The organism is Helicobacter mastomyrinus, from assembly GCF_039555295.1.
GTDB classification, from domain to species: Bacteria; Campylobacterota; Campylobacteria; order Campylobacterales; family Helicobacteraceae; genus Helicobacter_C; species Helicobacter_C mastomyrinus.
On record NZ_CP145316.1, the window covers coordinates 69,044 to 84,906 of the forward strand.

Genomic DNA, 15,863 nt, shown 5'->3' on the forward strand with positions numbered 1-15,863 from the left:
TTATCAGCACAGGGCAATTTAATTTAAAGTGGGAAAAAGCATTTTGATACAGCTAGAGAGGGCTTTTTTGCGATGAGATATAGCATTTTTAGCACTTACTTCAAATTCTGCTAAAGTCTTTTTGAGAGGATTTGCAATATCAGGCACAAAGATAGGATCATAGCCAAAGCCCTTATCTCCCCTTATCTCGCTTATGACCTCGCCATATAGCACACCTTCACAATGCTGCACTTCACATTGTGTCAATGGCGGCAGAGGCAAAGATTTGATAAAAATAAATGCAATATGTGCAACAAAAAAGGCAGATGTAGGAGCAAAGGGCTTGATTTGTTCTATAAGGCATTGGAGATTTTCACTATCATCACTATTTTGCGTTGTGTGGGAAAAATGCCTATATCGCGCATATCTTGCACTATAAATACCCGGCTCTCCATTGAGTGCAGGGATACATAGCCCACTATCCTCGGCGATAATGGCAAGAGGAGATTCTAAAAATGATAGAGAATCTGGCGCATTTGTATATCGCGTATATAATGCCTGATAAATGGCTTTTGCCTTAAGCGCGGCATTTTGGGCAAAACTCTTGCCATTTTCTAAAATCTCTAAAGGTTCTAAAATCTCGCTATATGTATATATTTTTGCATTTTTCCCTTCTAGCATAGCGTGAAACTCGCGGATTTTGTGCTGATTACCTGTGGCTAAAATAATCGTCATTTCTGCTCCTTCAAATTTAATGCCAATGCTTAAAAGATGGTAGGATCTGCCTTTGCCGCGTGAATGTACCAAGTTTACACACTTTGATTCTATGACGTGCAGCCTTTCTCTTAAGCCTTAAAAAGTCTTTAGAATCTATGGCAATAAGCATTTCATAGGATTCTCCACTTTGCAATAATGGCTTTAAATACGGCGCAAAAAATGGCATACAAGGCTTAAAGAAAAGATGATTTATCGCGCAAATGCGGGTGATTTCGGCTAAGATTCCATCAGATATATCCATACCGCCCTTAAGGAATGGAGCGCATTCACGGATAAATGGAGCGCGAATATGCGGAGATAAGAATCTCCCTTTTGCTTTAGCAATCCTACCATTAGGTAGATTTAATAGATTTTTTAGCACTTTATAGCATTGAGTGATAGTATTTTGAGGATACCTGTCATTTGTGTAGCATAATATGCTTTTGGGCTTTATTCTATCGCGATAAAGTGTGTGCTTGTGTGCTTTGCCAAAGAGTGTAATGTGGATTTGCATTTTTGCCGCGCTAATGGTATCTCCACCGATAAGCCATATATGATACTTGCGGCAAAAATCACCTATTCCTCGCACAAATGCCTTGATTTCAGCCCTCCCCCAATCCTTTGGCAACGCCACGCTTAAGGCAGCATAAAGCGGTGTGGCATTCATAGCGATAATATCGGAATAATTGACTAAAAACGCCTTTGTAGCGAGTTCATAAGGAGAAAACCAATCGCGCAAAAAATGCACCTCCTCACAAAAACTATCCATACCTACAACAAGCGACTTTATAGTTTGTGTGTGTGTGTGGGATTTGTGTATATGGGCTTTATGTGGGAGCAAGTATGAGGGCAAGGGGTGTATATCTAAAATGCAGCAGTCATCACCCACACCCCTTGTGATACCCTCTTTTTCAAGCAAGGTGAGAAAGTAAGATTCCCTATCAAAGCCCTGCATTATGAATCTAGTCCTTGATTTTCAAACTCAAATCAAGCCATTTAGCCTGATGTATGAGTGAGCCTACACTAATGGCATTAACGCCGCTTAGCGCGTATTCTCTAATATTATTGAGATTGATATTCCCACTCGCCTCTAGGGTAATATGCGGCGCATTGACATTACGATAAGCGACAACCTCCCTAATCTGTGCTAGTTTCATATTATCGCACATCACTACATCAACCCCTGCTTCCATAGCTGCTTTAGCAGCATTAAATGTATCGCATTCTACTTCAATAGGACACATAAATGGCAGTTTATCCCTTGCATTGCTAATAATCGCCTTTAAATCCGCTATATGTGCTAAATGCGTATCTTTTAACATCAACATCGTATCTAATCCAAAGCGATGATTATGTGCCCCGCCATTGCGGATAGAATATTTCTCAAGCTCCCGCAGCAATGGACGAGTCTTACGTGTATCAAGGAGTTTGACAGGAGTATCTTTTATCAAAGTGCTATAATGATGGGCGAGAGTGGCTATACCGCTACTATGAGCGAGGATATTTAAAAGCACACGCTCACATTGCAAAATCTCCACATAACCGCCCTCTAACTCGCATAAATGTTCCCCTTGATGAAAGGATTGTCCATCTTTACGCAAAAAGGTAAGATTGAGATGAAAATATTGCGCTAAGGCTGTGAGATACAACTCCCCCGAGAATATGCCATCTTCTTTAGCCAACACATAGGCTTTAGCCTTTTTCGTGGGTGCAAAAAGCGCATACAAATCGCCCCTGCCCAAATCCTCGCTAATAGCTTGAGTGATAAAAGTATAAATAGAATGTGAGGTCATAAATCCCCTTTATACATAAAACAAAGATAAAGTAGGATAATAGCATAAAATCGCAACACTCATAATTGCATAAATCTGTGTAGATTCTGCTTTAAGAGTGCTGCGGAAGTGCCAAATATAGGCTATTTAACTGGGTGGAGTTCGTTCATATAGAATTCAGCAGAGTTAATGCCCTCTTTGAGCGCCCATTCATAAGAGCAAGAGACAAAAGCCCAATTAATATGCTTCCAAAACGCTTCTAAATATGCAGGACGCGCATTTCTATGGTCAATATAATAAGCGTGTTCCCACACATCGACAACCAAAAGCGGCACTTTGCCATCAGTTACAGGAGTAGCAGCATTGCTTGTTTGCACGATTTCAAGCTTTTTACTTTGTGCGTTATACACGAGCCAATTCCAGCCCGAGCCAAAAAGCGTTGTGCTAGAAGCGAGGAACTTTTCTTTAAAGCTATCCATAGAGCCAAATTCTGCATTGATAGCCGAGCTTAGCTCTGCACTTGCTTCACTGCTTTTAGGGCTTATGCAGTCCCAATAAAAATCGTGATTATACACTTGAGCAGCATTATTAAAAAGCCCTCCGCTTGATTTCAACACAATATCGCCAAGAGCAGCATTTTCAAACTCTGTACCTTTGATAAGATTATTGAGGTTATTCACATAGGTTTGATGATGTTTGCCATAGTGATATGAGAATGCCTCCTCGCTAATAAAGCTTCCAAATTCGTTCGTGCCATAAGGCAATTTACGTAATTCAAACATTTTTTTCTCCTTAAAATTTATTGTTTGCTTTTAAGCAACCATATTATAAACAATTTTTTTAACTTTTTGCTATACGTTGAAAAGCAAAAGTAGCAAATGTGCCTAGAGCTACTCTCCTTAGTGATAGTACTATCTTGTCTTTTTAAAGAAGCTTTAGTCTCCTCCCACCTCCTCCACAAAAAAAAAGGGGGGGGGCAAATGGCGAATCTTCTACAAAAAATAAAAGAGGAGATAGGAATAGATTTAAGGAAGCCTTTATTAAGAAAAAAGAAATTAAAAGCTCCTCTCTTACAGAGCGTGAGAGGTATATTTTAAAGCGGAGGTAGGATAATATCTTTTCTCTATATGCTTAGGATAATTTTATTCTAAAGGCTCATATTTTGGCATAGATTCTAGCACTTCTATGGTATTTTAAACTCTATTTTCTTAAACTTAATAACAAAGGCAAGAGTAAAGTTTTGAGAAAGAGCTTGTATCAAAAATGCAAAAAATGGAGATTCAAATAAAACAAATGAGTTCTACTCAAAGAGAACATTTAATAAAAACCAGTCATTCTATTTAAACTCACACTTGATAAAAAGTATCAAGCCCTACTCTACAATGCTTTATATCGCCTTTTTGGCATAATGTATCTAAGAGTGCTAAAGTTTGAGAATCAAACATATTTTGTGCGTCTTTTATGCTTAATGGCCTGCGTTTGATTAAGCCTAGTAATTGCTCTTGTGTGTAGGATTTAGCCTGTTGTGATGATATATTGTTTGAATCCTTGCGTTTTGGGAGATTGACTTGCAAATGCGGATAGGCATAAAAGCATTGTGCAAGCGTCTCTAATCTCTCATCGCTTATCGCCTCTACTTTGTAAGCTGGTGGGCGGTCGATACTGCCTATATCTACACGACAAAGTGGCAAACTCGCTAAAAATGCGGCAATTTCTTGCGCTTGAGAAAGGCTATCGTTTATGCCTTTAACGAACAGCACTTCAGCCACAATCTCTCCCTTAAATTCCTCGCAAAAGCGCACAATGCCCTCCTTGATAGTTTCTAAAGAAAGGCTAGAATGCGGGCGGTCGATACGTTTAAACGCCCTTTTCTCTAGGCTATCGCAAGAAAATTTAAGAATATCAAGCCCTTGAAGCGCCTCACGTATATCTGCTTTCCATAGAAGCGAGCCATTAGTAAGCAAGAGTAATTTTATAGAATCTGGCACTATCTTTTTAAGATTGCTAATTAAGTCTTTGAGATGTGGATAGAGCGTTGGTTCTCCATTGGCAGTAAGCGTCAAAACATCGCATTGATGCATCTCTAGGGCTTTTTTCACAGATTCTATAATTTCTTGCAAAGGCACTACATCACCCATAGAATCTACACTTTTAGCCTTTTGTAGCTCACAATACACGCAGTCAAAATTGCATTGCTTTATCTTAGGGGATAAATCAACCCCTAGTGAGCGTCCAAATCGCCGTGAATGCACAGGACCAAAGACAATTTCCATATTACTCCTTAAAGTCTTGCAGGGCTTTTATTAGGGCAAAAAGTATAGCATATTTTGCATTATGGTAGAAAACTTAACTTTTTAGGATAGAATCCACGCTTTGAAACACTCTATATTAAGGGCTATACTTGAAGATTCTATCCGCACATAAGACTATGACGCTCTGCTACGCGCTTCCTCTTATAAGTTTATTTTATGGCTGCTCTACCTCCACTCAAAATGCAAATATTACAATAACCGATGATCCACAATACGCAATGCGACAAATCGCTGGAAATCAGCTTAGAGTCTATGGCAATGATGAAAAGGTGCTTTTGCGTAATATCAAAGAAGCTAAAAGACAATATGCCAAAATTACGCAGACTCTAAGCGGCAATATCGCTAAACGATGGAGCAAAGAAGACATCACATTACCAAGTGCGCAAGTCTATGTAAAATACTCTAATGAATACAGAACAAGGGTGAGTGTGAATTTTGCCACAGGAGCGATTCGTATAGAAAGTATCGATGGGGTGAATACGCTAGAAAAGGCTATTGTCAATACACTTTTAATGTCGCAAAACCCAAACCATATGGATTTGTATTCAAGTGGTGATGTAGAGATTAAGGGAAAACCCTTTCTTGCTGGGCTTGTCAAGGATAATGAGGGGGAAGATATACTTAGTTCTTGGCGAGCACAAAAATATGCTAAATATCTCATAACAAACGCCCTCAAAACACGCAATGATGAGAGGGGGAAGCTTGTCAATTATGTCGATTTGCAAATGGTGGGGGATTATCAAAGCAAGAGCGAACACAAATATGAAGCCATAGTACAAAAATATGCACATAAATATAATGTCCCCCCTGCCCTTGTGCTAGGCATTATCCAAACAGAATCTAACTTCAATCCCTATGCAGTGAGTGGTGCACCAGCCTATGGACTTATGCAAATCGTCCCTAGCACAGCGGGAGCGGACGCGTATGAGCTTATCAATGGCAAAAAAGGTATGCCTACAAAAGAAATGCTTTTTGACCCAGAGACAAATATTCATTACGGCGTGGCTTACCTAAGCATACTTTTTAATCGCTATTTGCCTGATGTGAAAAATAAGCAAAGTCAAGAATACTGCGTGATTGCCGCTTACAATGCGGGGGCTGGAAGTGTGCTAAGGACATTCCATAATGACAAAGCACAGGCATTTGCGCGTATCAACGCCCTTAGTCCCACAAAGGTGTATGATACACTTCATTCTAAGCACCCATCTAGCGAGGCAAGACGCTACCTTCTTAAAGTTACTACCTATAAGAAAAATTACGAGCATCTCAAATAATGCGATTAGTTGAATTTTATTCCGAGCAAAAAGCGTGTAGTTATATCGATTCTAAAAAGAGCATATTCCGCTATTTCCATATCCAAAATGTAACGCCTAGCTTTTATTATGGGCTGCTAGAGCGAGGTTGGCGGCGGTTTGGGAATTATTTTTTCACCCCGATGTGTGAGGGCTGCACGGATTGCATTTCTATCCGCACACTTATTGATGATTTTACATTTAGCAAGAATCATAAGAGAGTGCTAAAAAAGGCTCAAAATATCGATATATACATACAAAAGCCCACTATCTCACAAGCCCATATAGAGCTTTATAATCGCTATCATCAATCTATGCGGGATAAAAAAGGTTGGGAATACTCCCCCGTAACGCCTGAATCTTATATGGATATGTTTGTCGATGGGCATCAGGATTTTGGCTATGAGATGCTGTATTTTATGGATTCTCAACTTATTGGCGTGGGGCTAGTCGATGTGGTTTTTGATAGCATTACAGCGGTGTATTTCTACTATGACCATCGCTTTGCTACTTACAGCTTAGGCACACTCAATATTTTAAAGCAAATTCAAATCGCTAAGGAAAATGGCTTAAGATACTTCTACCCGGGCTATTGGATAAAGGATCATTATTGTATGGGCTATAAGGAGCGATTCACCCCCTTTGAAGTGCTAAAAAATATCCCCGATGTCTTTGAAATCCCCCTTTGGGAGATGTATGAGGGTTTAAAGGAGAAATAATGCAATTTTTAAGTGAATACCTTAGTCAAATACAAAGTATTTCACCACAGAATAAAGAGCATACCTACCGCACTGCTTTAGAAAACCTTTTTGGCATCTTAAGGGATAATCTCGCTATACATAACAAAGCCTTACAATCCCTCCATATCAAACACGAGCCAAACAACGACAAAGAGGGCAGAGGCGCACCTGATTTTCTTATCCAAAATCAAGGCTTGATAATTGGCTATATTGAAAACAAGCGCGTGAATGCAGATTTAGATTCTGTGGCACAAAGCCCACAGATTGAAAAATATCTGCGACTTAGCGATAATCTAATGCTTACGGATTATTTGCGATTTTGCTTCGTGCGTAAAAATGATAAAGGCAAAGTGCATATCGTGCAGGAATATAGAATCTGCGATTTAAGCCAACTTAAAGCCACCCTTAAAAACAGAGCACTTTTAGAATCCAAAGAAAAAGAATTGACCGAGCTTTTCAAACTCTTTTTTACTCACAGCCCAAAGCCTATTATCACTGCACAAGAGTTTGCTAACGCTCTTGCTCAACGCACACAGATTCTAAAAAATTCTTTAATAGAGGCGCAAGAAAACACGCATATTACAAGCCTTTATGAAACTTTTAAAGAGCAGCTTTACAAAGAGTTAAATTTCACAGAGTTTGCCGATAGCCTCGCACAAACGCTCACTTATAGCCTTTTTCTTGCAAGGCTAAATAATACGAGTGGCAAGGAGATTGATTTGTATAATGCCAAAGCCTTTATCCCTAAGTCTTTTCCGCTTATTCGTGCGATGAGTGGATTTTTAGACAATTTAGAGGATTTAAATTCTATCAAATGGCTTATAGAGGAGATTTTGTATATTATCAATCATATTGATATTATAAGCATTATAAAAGAGCTAAACAAAGTAAGCGAAAAAGACTTGTTAGAGCATTACACCACGCAATTTACACATAAAGACCCTTATTTGCACTTTTATGAGACTTTTCTTTCTCAATACGACCCTAGATTGCGTGAGATTCGCGGTGTGTATTACACTCCTGCAAGTGTTGTGAGCTTTATTGTTAATGCCATAGATTCTACACTTAAAAAAGATTTTGCCTTGAAAAATGGCTTAGGTGCGAGTTTGGAGAATGGCAATATCACGCTTTTAGATTTTGCCACAGGGACAGGGACATTTTTGCTTGAAGCTTTCCGCAAAACCTTAGAATCCACACCTAAAGATAGCGCAAGATATGAGCCTAAAAAGCTATTAAAGCAATTCTTTGGCTTTGAGTTTCTCATTGCTCCTTATACAATCGCACATTTAAAGCTTTCCCAAAGTTTCAAAGAGGAGTTTAACGCGCCTTTGCAAGAAAATGAATCACTCAATATCCGCCTGACAAACACACTTTATTCCAACAAAGAAAAAGATGAGGCAAATAAGCAAAGCAATCTTTTTGCGGGAATGATGGAGTTAGCGCAGGAGTTTAAAGAAGCGCAAAGAATCAAAGAAAATGCGATTTTGATTATCACAGGCAATCCGCCTTATAGTGGGGCAAGTGCCAACAAAGGCTTATTTGAAGATAATGTGCGTATCACTTATGGTTTAGAGCCAAGCGAGGCGCATTTAACCGAAAAAGAGAGTGAAGCAATCAACTTTTATCTGCAAAATCCCAAAAAAGATGCAAATCAAAAATCTACCTTTAAAACCATTCTGCAAAAGAAAAAACTCAAAAACGAGAAAAATCCCAAATGGCTACTTGATGATTATGTGAAGTTTATCTGCTTCGCGGAATCTAAAATCAAAGCCCAAAATAGCGGAATCTTTGCCTTTATCTCCAACAATAGCTTTTTAGATAATCCCACCTTTCGCGGTATGCGCTATCATCTGCTAAAAACCTTTGATACAATCTATATCCTAGATTTGCACGGCAATGCGAGAAAAAAGGAAGCCACACCCGATGGAAGCAAAGATGAAAATGTCTTTGATATTATGCAAGGCGTAAGCATTAATATCTTTGTGAAAAATAGAAATTCGTCTCTTACGCAATCTTTAAATGATTGCGGCGGCTCGGCTCGGTCATTTATGCCTGATAAACTCCCATCGCCTCACCTTGCAAAACATTCAAATCTTACGCAAGATACTAGAATTTCTCGTTCTCAACACAGCGAAGATTCCAATGAAAAACCTCAAAAACTCGCTCAAATTCACCACTATGATTTATATGGCAAAAGAAGCGATAAAACAAACTTTTTGTATGAAAATACCTTGGATTCTATTGCTTGGGCTACATTGCAGCCTAAAGCTCCCTTTTATCTTTTTATCCCACAAAATGAGGATTTAAGGGCAGAGTATGATAAGGGCTTTAGCGTCAAGGATATTTTTAAGGTTTCAAGCGTGGGGGTAGTAACAGGTAAAGATTCTGTATTGATTGCCTCTAATGAAAAACAATTAGAACAACAAGTAAAAGACTTTTATAATGAATTTGATTTAAAATTTGTCAAAAATATAGCTTATCGCCCTTTTGATTTAATGAAAGTTTATTATGATACTTCCAAAGTTACACGCCCTAGATTTGAAATAATGCAGCATTTTTTGCAAAATGATAATGTAGGGCTTATTTATAAAAGAGGTTTTCCAAACACACAAAGCGGACAAGGTTTTGCAACAGATTCAATAATTGATTTTAGAAGTTGGTCTTGTTCGGGTATGCAAGGAGGAGATTACATCTCACCTCTTTACCTTAAAAATACAGAATCTAGTAAAGATAAAAGCCCCAAAAAGAACAAAAAAGATTCACAAGAAAATGCAGATTCTAAGCAAGGACAATGGGTAGAAAATTTCACTCCTGAATTTAGAAACTTCATTGATACCAAATACAACGAACATTTCGCGCCAGAGCAGATTTTAGGCTATATCTATGCGGTGCTATTCCATAAAGATTATAGAGAAAAATACATTGATTTTCTTAAAATTGACTTCCCAAAGATTCCCTTTGTGGAATCTAAAGAAAAATTTTTAACCTTAAGTGCGTTAGGACAAGAGCTTATGCTTACGCATTTAATGCAAGATTCGCAACAAGAGAGAGAGAGAGAGAGAGAGAGAGAGAGAGAGAGAACAGAAATGATGAGAATGACTTGCAATATTGGGTTAGTAGCTTGCAGACAAGTGGTAAGCAAAGAATTTACACACAGCTTCATAGCACACACGATAATGGAAATGTGCTATATCTCAAACAAAACAAAAGAGGGCAACTACCTCTTTCCTCTCTATCTCTACCAAAAGGCGTAAATATGGGATTAGTCTGTGATAGAGGGTGCAAGTTGCAAGAGATTAATAATATTTTCATCACACAAAACATTATTGATTTGCATTTGGTGGGTAGTGGGAGCTATGTTTTTCCGCTTTATATAAATGAAAGGGTAAGAAATGAGTGAGCAAATCGGCGAAGCCAAATATAAAGATACAAAAAATAAAAATCTCAAAATTGAAAAAATCGCCTATGACGCCGAAGTGCAAAAGCTTTTTGTGAATGAAAACTTGCACTTTTGCGGAGTGAGCGAGGCGGTTTGGGAATATAAAATCGGTGGCTACCAAGTCTTAGATAAATATCTCAAATCCCACAAAGGCGAAGAGATAGATTATAAGCATTTTAGCAATATCATAAAGACTTTACATAAAAGTTTGGAGATAGAATCTTGCATTGCAAATATAAAATTAGTATGATAATAAATGATTAAAGAACTACCAAAGAAGCAAAAGGAACTCAAATGACTTTGATTTTAGAAAATGTCGATAAGAAATTTAAAAAATCTGTGGAAGCCTTTGCGAAAGCGATTAATGCAAAGTGTAAGGAAAGCCAAGATTCTAGCAAGTCTCACAAAAAGCCAAGCAAAAGGCTTCTAAAAGCCATAGAGGAAGTGCGAAATGGGGAAGTAGAGGTGTTTGAGGATTTTGAGAGTTTTAAAGCGGATTTGATGAAATGAAGTATCTTATAGAGCGGAGCAGGAGCTTTAAAAAATCTTTTAAGAAGCTTAACACAGGAGAACAAGAGCTTGTTTTGAAAATCATTCACAGACTTGCCAATGATAAGCCTTTAGAGCAAAAGCACAAAGACCACGCGCTTAAAGGCGAGTATATAGGCTTTAGAGAATGCCACATCAAGCCCGATTTACTTTTAATCTACCAAAAAGATAAACATATTTTAATCCTCACTTGTATCGATGTAGGCTCACATAGTGAGTTATTTTAAGTGATGATAATTACAAAGATTTCTCTTAAATATAGAGCTACAATATTTGCCTACAAAAAGCATAACTACTAAGATTCTAAAATAGGAAGCAAGATGAAGCACGTACTACAAGGGATTTATGGCATTTCAAATGAAGCCCTTACTCCCTATGAGATTCTCTCTCAATGTTTAGAATCTGCCCTCAAAGGCGGGATAAAAATATTTCAACTCCGCGATAAAAGCCATAGCGATGAGTGGCTCTATGAGAGAGCAAAGCCGCTTATGGAGCTGTGTGAAAAATATAACGCGCTATTTGTGATAAATGATAGACTAAATCTCGCCTTAAAGCTCAATGCCCCTGCCCTACATTTAGGCAAGGACGATGGGGCGATTCAAAATGCGCGGGAGCGATTTAAAGGGATTTTGGGTGCTTCAAGCTATGGAGATTTGCAAAGGGCAAAAGATTTAGAATCTTTGGGTGTGGATTATGTCGCCTTTGGGGCGTTTTTTGCCTCTCCTACGAAGCCAAATGCCCCGCTTGCGCCTTTAGAAATTCTAGAAACTGCTAAAGCGAGTTTAAACACTCCTATTTGCGCTATTGGGGGGATTAGCACTCATAACATACATTTGCTAAAAAATACCGATATGTGCGCAGTTATAAGCTCTCTATGGGAAAAAGATGATACAAATAAATCCCCCCGCACCTCAATTTTTGAAAATATATATCAAAATGCCTCTACCCTCACTTCTAGATTTCAAATCTAAATTTTATAAAAACTTAAAAATGTGCAATTTGTGGAGTTAAGATGAAACAATAAAATGGAATGAGATTTGTGCGATACAATAAACACCTTTTTTGGACAAAATGATTAGCAAAAGGCATAAGCTTCAAAAATATGCGTAATCCCTCTTTAAAATCCAAGCTACACAAGACTTAAAAAGCAAAGGAGATTTTGAGCTTATAACTCTTTTTTATTTAAATAAAGCATCATATATCGGCTCTGTTCTTCCCGGCATAAATATAAAATTTTTAACTCGATAGAAACAAATCACAAAAGCATTCTGTCTATACTCTCAAATTTTCCCAAAATACTTAGTATTAAGTATTTTTTAAAGGTTTAGAAACTATATTAATCCATTTCAAAGGAGGCATTATGTTTCAAAAAATCCTTATTGCCAATCGTGGTGAAATCGCCGTCCGTATCATTCGCGCGTGTAGAGATTTACATATCAAAAGTGTAGCTATATATGCACGTGCTGATAGAGATTGTCTACACGTTAAAATGGCTGATGAATCTTATGAAATCAGCGATGACCCGCTTAAGGGTTATCTTGACGCGGACTTGATTGTAGAGACAGCTCTGCGAGCGGAGGTTGATGCGATTCACCCCGGTTATGGATTTTTAAGTGAGAATGCCGCCTTTGCCAAAAAGGTGCAAGAAGCGGGAATTGTGTGGATTGGACCAGATTCACAAACGATTGCCAAAATGGGCGATAAAAACGCTGCTAGGGAAATTATGCAAAAGAATGGAATCCCTATCGTGCCGGGCACTCAACCACTCAATCAATACCCCACAAGAGAAATTGCTAAATTCGCACAAAAAATCGGCTATCCTGTGATACTCAAGGCAAGTAGTGGCGGTGGTGGACGTGGCATACGCGTGGTGGAGAGACAAGAGGACTTAATAGAGGCTTTTGATGCGTGTAAGCGCGAGGCGATGGCATTTTTCAAAAATGATGATGTCTTTATGGAAAAATATGTTGTAAATCCCCGCCATATTGAGTTTCAAATCCTTGCGGACAATTATGGCAATGTGATACATCTCTTAGAGCGGGATTGCTCGATACAAAGACGTCACCAAAAGCTTATAGAAATCGCCCCTAGCCCCCTTATCAGTGAGGATTTGCGACGTAGAATGGGGGCTACTGCTGTGGCTGCGGCAAAAGCAGCGGGTTATACCAATGCGGGGACGGTGGAATTTCTACTTGATGAGAATAACAACTTTTATTTTATGGAGATGAATACCCGTATTCAAGTTGAACACGGTGTTACAGAAGAAATTACCGGCTATGATCTCATAGGACGACAGATTCGTATCGCACAAGGCGAGATTTTAGATTTAACACAGCACGATATACACGCACAAGGCTTTGCTATTGAGGCACGTATCAATGCTGAAGATGTGGCAAATGACTTTGTGCCAAATCCGGGCAAAATCACTACTTATTATCCCGCACTTGGACCATTTGTGCGCGTGGATAGCTGCATTTATAAAGATTATGTGATACCGTCATTTTATGATTCTATGGTAGCAAAGCTCATAGTGAGGGCTTCTAGTTACAATCTCGCTGTGAATAAACTCGCCCGTGCCTTAGATGAATTCACCATTAAAGGCGTAAAGACGACTATTCCTTTTCTTATCAATATTTGCAATGATAAAGACTTTAGGCGCGGGTATTTTGATACCTCATATATCGAAAATAAGATTGATGAACTAATGCCCACACCACAATCTAAGCCCGAAGATGATATGGTAAGCGTGATTGTGGCAGCATTGAGTGCACGTTATGGAGCATAAATGAAAAATATTTATCAAAGCACCGCTTTTTTAGACAAAAGGGCTTGTGAGAAATATCAACTCTCCCCTGAAATTTTAATGGAAAATGCCGCTTGTGCGTTAGAAACACTCATTGGCACACTCACACACAAAGGCAGTGTGATTACGATTCTATGTGGTAGTGGCGATAATGGAGGCGATGGCTATGCTCTTGCGAGACGTTTGAGTGGAGATTATGCTGTGCGGATTATGCAGCTCAAAGAGCCTAAATCGCCCATGTGTCAGCAAGCTTACGAACGCGCAATGCAATGTGATGTGAAGTTTATTAAAAAAATTTTACCTTGCGATGTAATGGTGGATTGCGTCGTGGGAAGCGGCTTAAAGGGGAATTTAGAATCTAGTCTAAGTGATGTGCTAAAAAACGCCCAAAAAGCCGCACGTATCAATATTGCCTGTGATATCCCTAGTGGGCTTAATGAATCAAATGATGGCTTTGTTTTCAAGGCACATCACACGATGTGTATGGGTGCTATTAGCCTTGTGTGCTTAAGTGATAAGGCAAAGGACTTTATAGGCACATTGCATATTGGCAAACTCGGCTTGAGTGAGAGTCATTATCAAGTAAGTTCTAATATCAAAATGCTTGAATCTTGCGATTTATCCCTGCCCCAACGCACACAGGAGAATACCCACAAAGGCGACTTTGGGCATTTGGCTGTGTTTGCAGGAGAAAAATGCGGAGCAGCGATTATGAGCGCACAAAGCGCATTATCATTTGGTGCGGGACTAGTGAGTATTATTAGCGATGAAAATATCACTATTCCTAGCGAAATAATGCAGGAGCATACCTTGCCACAAAAAAGCACAGCCCTTGCCTTAGGTATGGGGCTTGGCGTTGAAAAAAGTGCGGAGATTCTAAAAGATTTATGTGAATCCAGCCTCTCTTGTGTGCTTGATGCTGATGTGTTCCACACACCAATGATAAAAACATTCCTTGATGAATCCCTCAAGCAGCAGCGACTTGACTTCATACGAGAGATTATCCTTACCCCTCACCCCAAGGAATTTGCCTCATTACTCCAAATATGCGACTTAGGAGCATACACCCCACAGAAAAAGCTAGATTTAATGCTTCATTTTACACAAAAGTATCCACACACCACGCTTGTACTAAAGGGTGCAAATGTATTCATCGCTAAGGCACAAGAAGTTTATATCAATCCTCTAGGGAGTAATGCCCTTGCTAAAGGTGGTAGCGGCGATGTTTTGAGCGGACTTATAGGTGCGCTTCTAGCACAGGGCTATGACGCCCTGCATTCTGCTATTCAAGGCTCACTCGCTCATACACTCGCAGCAAAAGCAGCACTAAAGCATATCGCCTCTTACGCGCTCACGCCTCACACACTTATAGAATCTATTCGCACTCTACACATTTCACAAAGGATAAAATAATGAATGATACATTTTCCATAGGCTCATACAACTTCACTTCACGCCTGATTGTAGGCAGTGGCAAATATAAAGACTTTGCTGCTACAAAGGAAGCGACTTTAGCAAGTGGCGCAGAAATCATCACCGTTGCCGTGCGACGCGTGAATATTATGGACAACAAAAGTGAGAATCTGCTCGAAACTTTTAAGGATACCACGATTCAGTTTTTACCAAACTCCGCTGGTTGCGTCAATGCAAAAGAAGCAATCACACTCTTTCGTCTTGTGAGAGAAGCCACAGGCATTAGCTTTATTAAACTTGAAATTATCGGTGATACAGAAAAAACGCTTTACCCTGATGTAATGGAGACTTTAGAGGCGACAAAGATTCTAGCAAAAGAGGGATTTTGCGTCCTTGCTTATACAAACGATGACCCCATTATGGCAAAACGATTACAAGATGCTGGAGCAGCGGCTGTAATGCCCCTTGCTGCACCCATTGGAAGCGGACTTGGGATTCAAAATCGCTATAATATTAGCTTCATCAAGGAGGCTATTAGTGTCCCGCTGATTGTCGATGCGGGTGTGGGCTGTGCGAGTGATGCAAGTATCGCTATGGAGCTAGGGGCTGATGGAGTTTTGACAAATACTGCCATAGCTCAAGCGCAAAATCCAGTAGCTATGGCTGAAGCGATGAAATATGCGGTAAAAGCCGGACGCTTAAGCTATCTAGCCGGACGCATACCGCGTAAGCCCTATGCGAGTGCGAGCTCGCCCATTGAAGGTAAAGCACAACTTGTTTAGATTCTAGGTTGAATATGAAAATAAAA

At 39.3% G+C, this 15,863-nt stretch carries 16 protein-coding genes; 11 read left to right on the forward strand and 5 right to left on the reverse strand.

What is annotated here, in order from left to right; translation table 11 throughout:
* Positions 1 to 18: 18 nt before the first annotated feature.
* From V3I05_RS00430 to V3I05_RS00450, 5 genes are all read right to left on the reverse strand, one after another.
* Positions 19 to 714 (reverse strand): non-canonical purine NTP pyrophosphatase, encoded by a 696-nt coding sequence (locus tag V3I05_RS00430; RefSeq protein WP_300742633.1) that lies wholly within the window; start codon positions 712 to 714, stop codon positions 19 to 21.
* Between the two features lie 16 nt (positions 715 to 730).
* Positions 731 to 1,690: a thiamine-phosphate kinase gene (locus V3I05_RS00435; RefSeq protein WP_295699377.1), complete on the reverse strand. Its 960-nt coding sequence runs from the start codon at positions 1,688 to 1,690 to the stop codon at positions 731 to 733.
* A gap of 7 nt (positions 1,691 to 1,697) precedes the next feature.
* A complete protein-coding gene (gene nadC, locus V3I05_RS00440; protein WP_295699374.1) occupies positions 1,698 to 2,528 on the reverse strand; it encodes a carboxylating nicotinate-nucleotide diphosphorylase in 831 nt (276 codons plus the stop codon).
* A 122-nt stretch (positions 2,529 to 2,650) separates the two neighbouring features.
* On the reverse strand, positions 2,651 to 3,289 hold the full coding sequence (locus V3I05_RS00445) for a superoxide dismutase (protein WP_300447628.1): 639 nt from the start codon (positions 3,287 to 3,289) through the stop codon (positions 2,651 to 2,653).
* Between the two features lie 564 nt (positions 3,290 to 3,853).
* Entirely contained in the window at positions 3,854 to 4,780 is a 927-nt protein-coding gene (locus V3I05_RS00450; protein WP_343353674.1) for a radical SAM protein, read from the reverse strand.
* Positions 4,781 to 4,908: 128 nt separating this feature from the next.
* On the opposite strand from V3I05_RS00450, the gene V3I05_RS00455 reads away from it, so the two are divergent.
* The 11 genes from V3I05_RS00455 to V3I05_RS00505 all read left to right on the forward strand — a co-directional run bounded on the left by V3I05_RS00455 (position 4,909) and on the right by V3I05_RS00505 (position 15,837).
* Complete coding sequence (locus tag V3I05_RS00455) at positions 4,909 to 6,093, forward strand: murein transglycosylase domain-containing protein (protein ID WP_343353675.1); 1,185 nt, start codon at positions 4,909 to 4,911, stop codon at positions 6,091 to 6,093.
* Positions 6,093 to 6,830 (forward strand): arginyltransferase, encoded by a 738-nt coding sequence (locus tag V3I05_RS00460; RefSeq protein WP_295699364.1) that lies wholly within the window; start codon positions 6,093 to 6,095, stop codon positions 6,828 to 6,830. Before V3I05_RS00455 ends, V3I05_RS00460 begins: the two co-directional genes overlap by 1 nt.
* Complete coding sequence (locus V3I05_RS00465) at positions 6,830 to 10,105, forward strand: type ISP restriction/modification enzyme (protein WP_343353676.1); 3,276 nt, start codon at positions 6,830 to 6,832, stop codon at positions 10,103 to 10,105. Before V3I05_RS00460 ends, V3I05_RS00465 begins: the two co-directional genes overlap by 1 nt.
* 2 nt (positions 10,106 to 10,107) lie before the next feature.
* Positions 10,108 to 10,251: an adenine specific DNA methyltransferase gene (locus V3I05_RS00470; RefSeq protein WP_343353677.1), complete on the forward strand. Its 144-nt coding sequence runs from the start codon at positions 10,108 to 10,110 to the stop codon at positions 10,249 to 10,251.
* Positions 10,244 to 10,540 carry a type ISP restriction/modification enzyme gene (locus tag V3I05_RS00475; protein WP_343353678.1) on the forward strand — a complete coding sequence of 99 codons (297 nt, stop codon included), beginning with the start codon at positions 10,244 to 10,246 and terminating at the stop codon, positions 10,538 to 10,540. Before V3I05_RS00470 ends, V3I05_RS00475 begins: the two co-directional genes overlap by 8 nt.
* A gap of 44 nt (positions 10,541 to 10,584) precedes the next feature.
* Entirely contained in the window at positions 10,585 to 10,800 is a 216-nt protein-coding gene (locus V3I05_RS00480; RefSeq protein WP_295699360.1) for a hypothetical protein, read from the forward strand.
* The gene (locus tag V3I05_RS00485) at positions 10,797 to 11,066 is read left to right on the forward strand and encodes a type II toxin-antitoxin system YafQ family toxin (protein ID WP_300447965.1); all 270 of its coding nucleotides are present in this window, start codon (positions 10,797 to 10,799) and stop codon (positions 11,064 to 11,066) included. Before V3I05_RS00480 ends, V3I05_RS00485 begins: the two co-directional genes overlap by 4 nt.
* A gap of 93 nt (positions 11,067 to 11,159) precedes the next feature.
* Positions 11,160 to 11,810: a thiamine phosphate synthase gene (thiE, locus tag V3I05_RS00490; protein ID WP_295699355.1), complete on the forward strand. Its 651-nt coding sequence runs from the start codon at positions 11,160 to 11,162 to the stop codon at positions 11,808 to 11,810.
* 389 nt (positions 11,811 to 12,199) lie between these two features.
* The gene (locus V3I05_RS00495) at positions 12,200 to 13,624 is read left to right on the forward strand and encodes an acetyl-CoA carboxylase subunit A (RefSeq protein WP_300447966.1); all 1,425 of its coding nucleotides are present in this window, start codon (positions 12,200 to 12,202) and stop codon (positions 13,622 to 13,624) included.
* Positions 13,625 to 15,055 carry an NAD(P)H-hydrate dehydratase gene (locus V3I05_RS00500; RefSeq protein WP_300451290.1) on the forward strand — a complete coding sequence of 477 codons (1,431 nt, stop codon included), beginning with the start codon at positions 13,625 to 13,627 and terminating at the stop codon, positions 15,053 to 15,055. It abuts the gene before it with no gap.
* Positions 15,055 to 15,837 (forward strand): thiazole synthase, encoded by a 783-nt coding sequence (locus V3I05_RS00505; protein WP_300731945.1) that lies wholly within the window; start codon positions 15,055 to 15,057, stop codon positions 15,835 to 15,837. The genes V3I05_RS00500 and V3I05_RS00505 overlap by 1 nt, the downstream gene beginning before the upstream one ends.
* Positions 15,838 to 15,863 lie beyond the last annotated feature (26 nt).

Bases quoted from the DNA above. Each gene is read 5' to 3' on its own strand.
- V3I05_RS00430 (WP_300742633.1), bottom strand. From the start codon at position 714: ATGACGATTATTTTAGCCACAGGTAATCAGCACAAAATCCGCGAGTTT.
- V3I05_RS00435 (WP_295699377.1), bottom strand. From the start codon at position 1,690: ATGCAGGGCTTTGATAGGGAATCTTACTTTCTCACCTTGCTTGAAAAA.
- nadC (WP_295699374.1), bottom strand. From the start codon at position 2,528: ATGACCTCACATTCTATTTATACTTTTATCACTCAAGCTATTAGCGAG.
- V3I05_RS00445 (WP_300447628.1), bottom strand. From the start codon at position 3,289: ATGTTTGAATTACGTAAATTGCCTTATGGCACGAACGAATTTGGAAGC.
- V3I05_RS00450 (WP_343353674.1), bottom strand. From the start codon at position 4,780: ATGGAAATTGTCTTTGGTCCTGTGCATTCACGGCGATTTGGACGCTCA.
- V3I05_RS00460 (WP_295699364.1), top strand. From the start codon at position 6,093: ATGCGATTAGTTGAATTTTATTCCGAGCAAAAAGCGTGTAGTTATATC.
- V3I05_RS00465 (WP_343353676.1), top strand. From the start codon at position 6,830: ATGCAATTTTTAAGTGAATACCTTAGTCAAATACAAAGTATTTCACCA.
- V3I05_RS00470 (WP_343353677.1), top strand. From the start codon at position 10,108: ATGGGATTAGTCTGTGATAGAGGGTGCAAGTTGCAAGAGATTAATAAT.
- V3I05_RS00475 (WP_343353678.1), top strand. From the start codon at position 10,244: ATGAGTGAGCAAATCGGCGAAGCCAAATATAAAGATACAAAAAATAAA.
- V3I05_RS00480 (WP_295699360.1), top strand. From the start codon at position 10,585: ATGACTTTGATTTTAGAAAATGTCGATAAGAAATTTAAAAAATCTGTG.
- V3I05_RS00485 (WP_300447965.1), top strand. From the start codon at position 10,797: ATGAAGTATCTTATAGAGCGGAGCAGGAGCTTTAAAAAATCTTTTAAG.
- thiE (WP_295699355.1), top strand. From the start codon at position 11,160: ATGAAGCACGTACTACAAGGGATTTATGGCATTTCAAATGAAGCCCTT.
- V3I05_RS00495 (WP_300447966.1), top strand. From the start codon at position 12,200: ATGTTTCAAAAAATCCTTATTGCCAATCGTGGTGAAATCGCCGTCCGT.
- V3I05_RS00500 (WP_300451290.1), top strand. From the start codon at position 13,625: ATGAAAAATATTTATCAAAGCACCGCTTTTTTAGACAAAAGGGCTTGT.
- V3I05_RS00505 (WP_300731945.1), top strand. From the start codon at position 15,055: ATGAATGATACATTTTCCATAGGCTCATACAACTTCACTTCACGCCTG.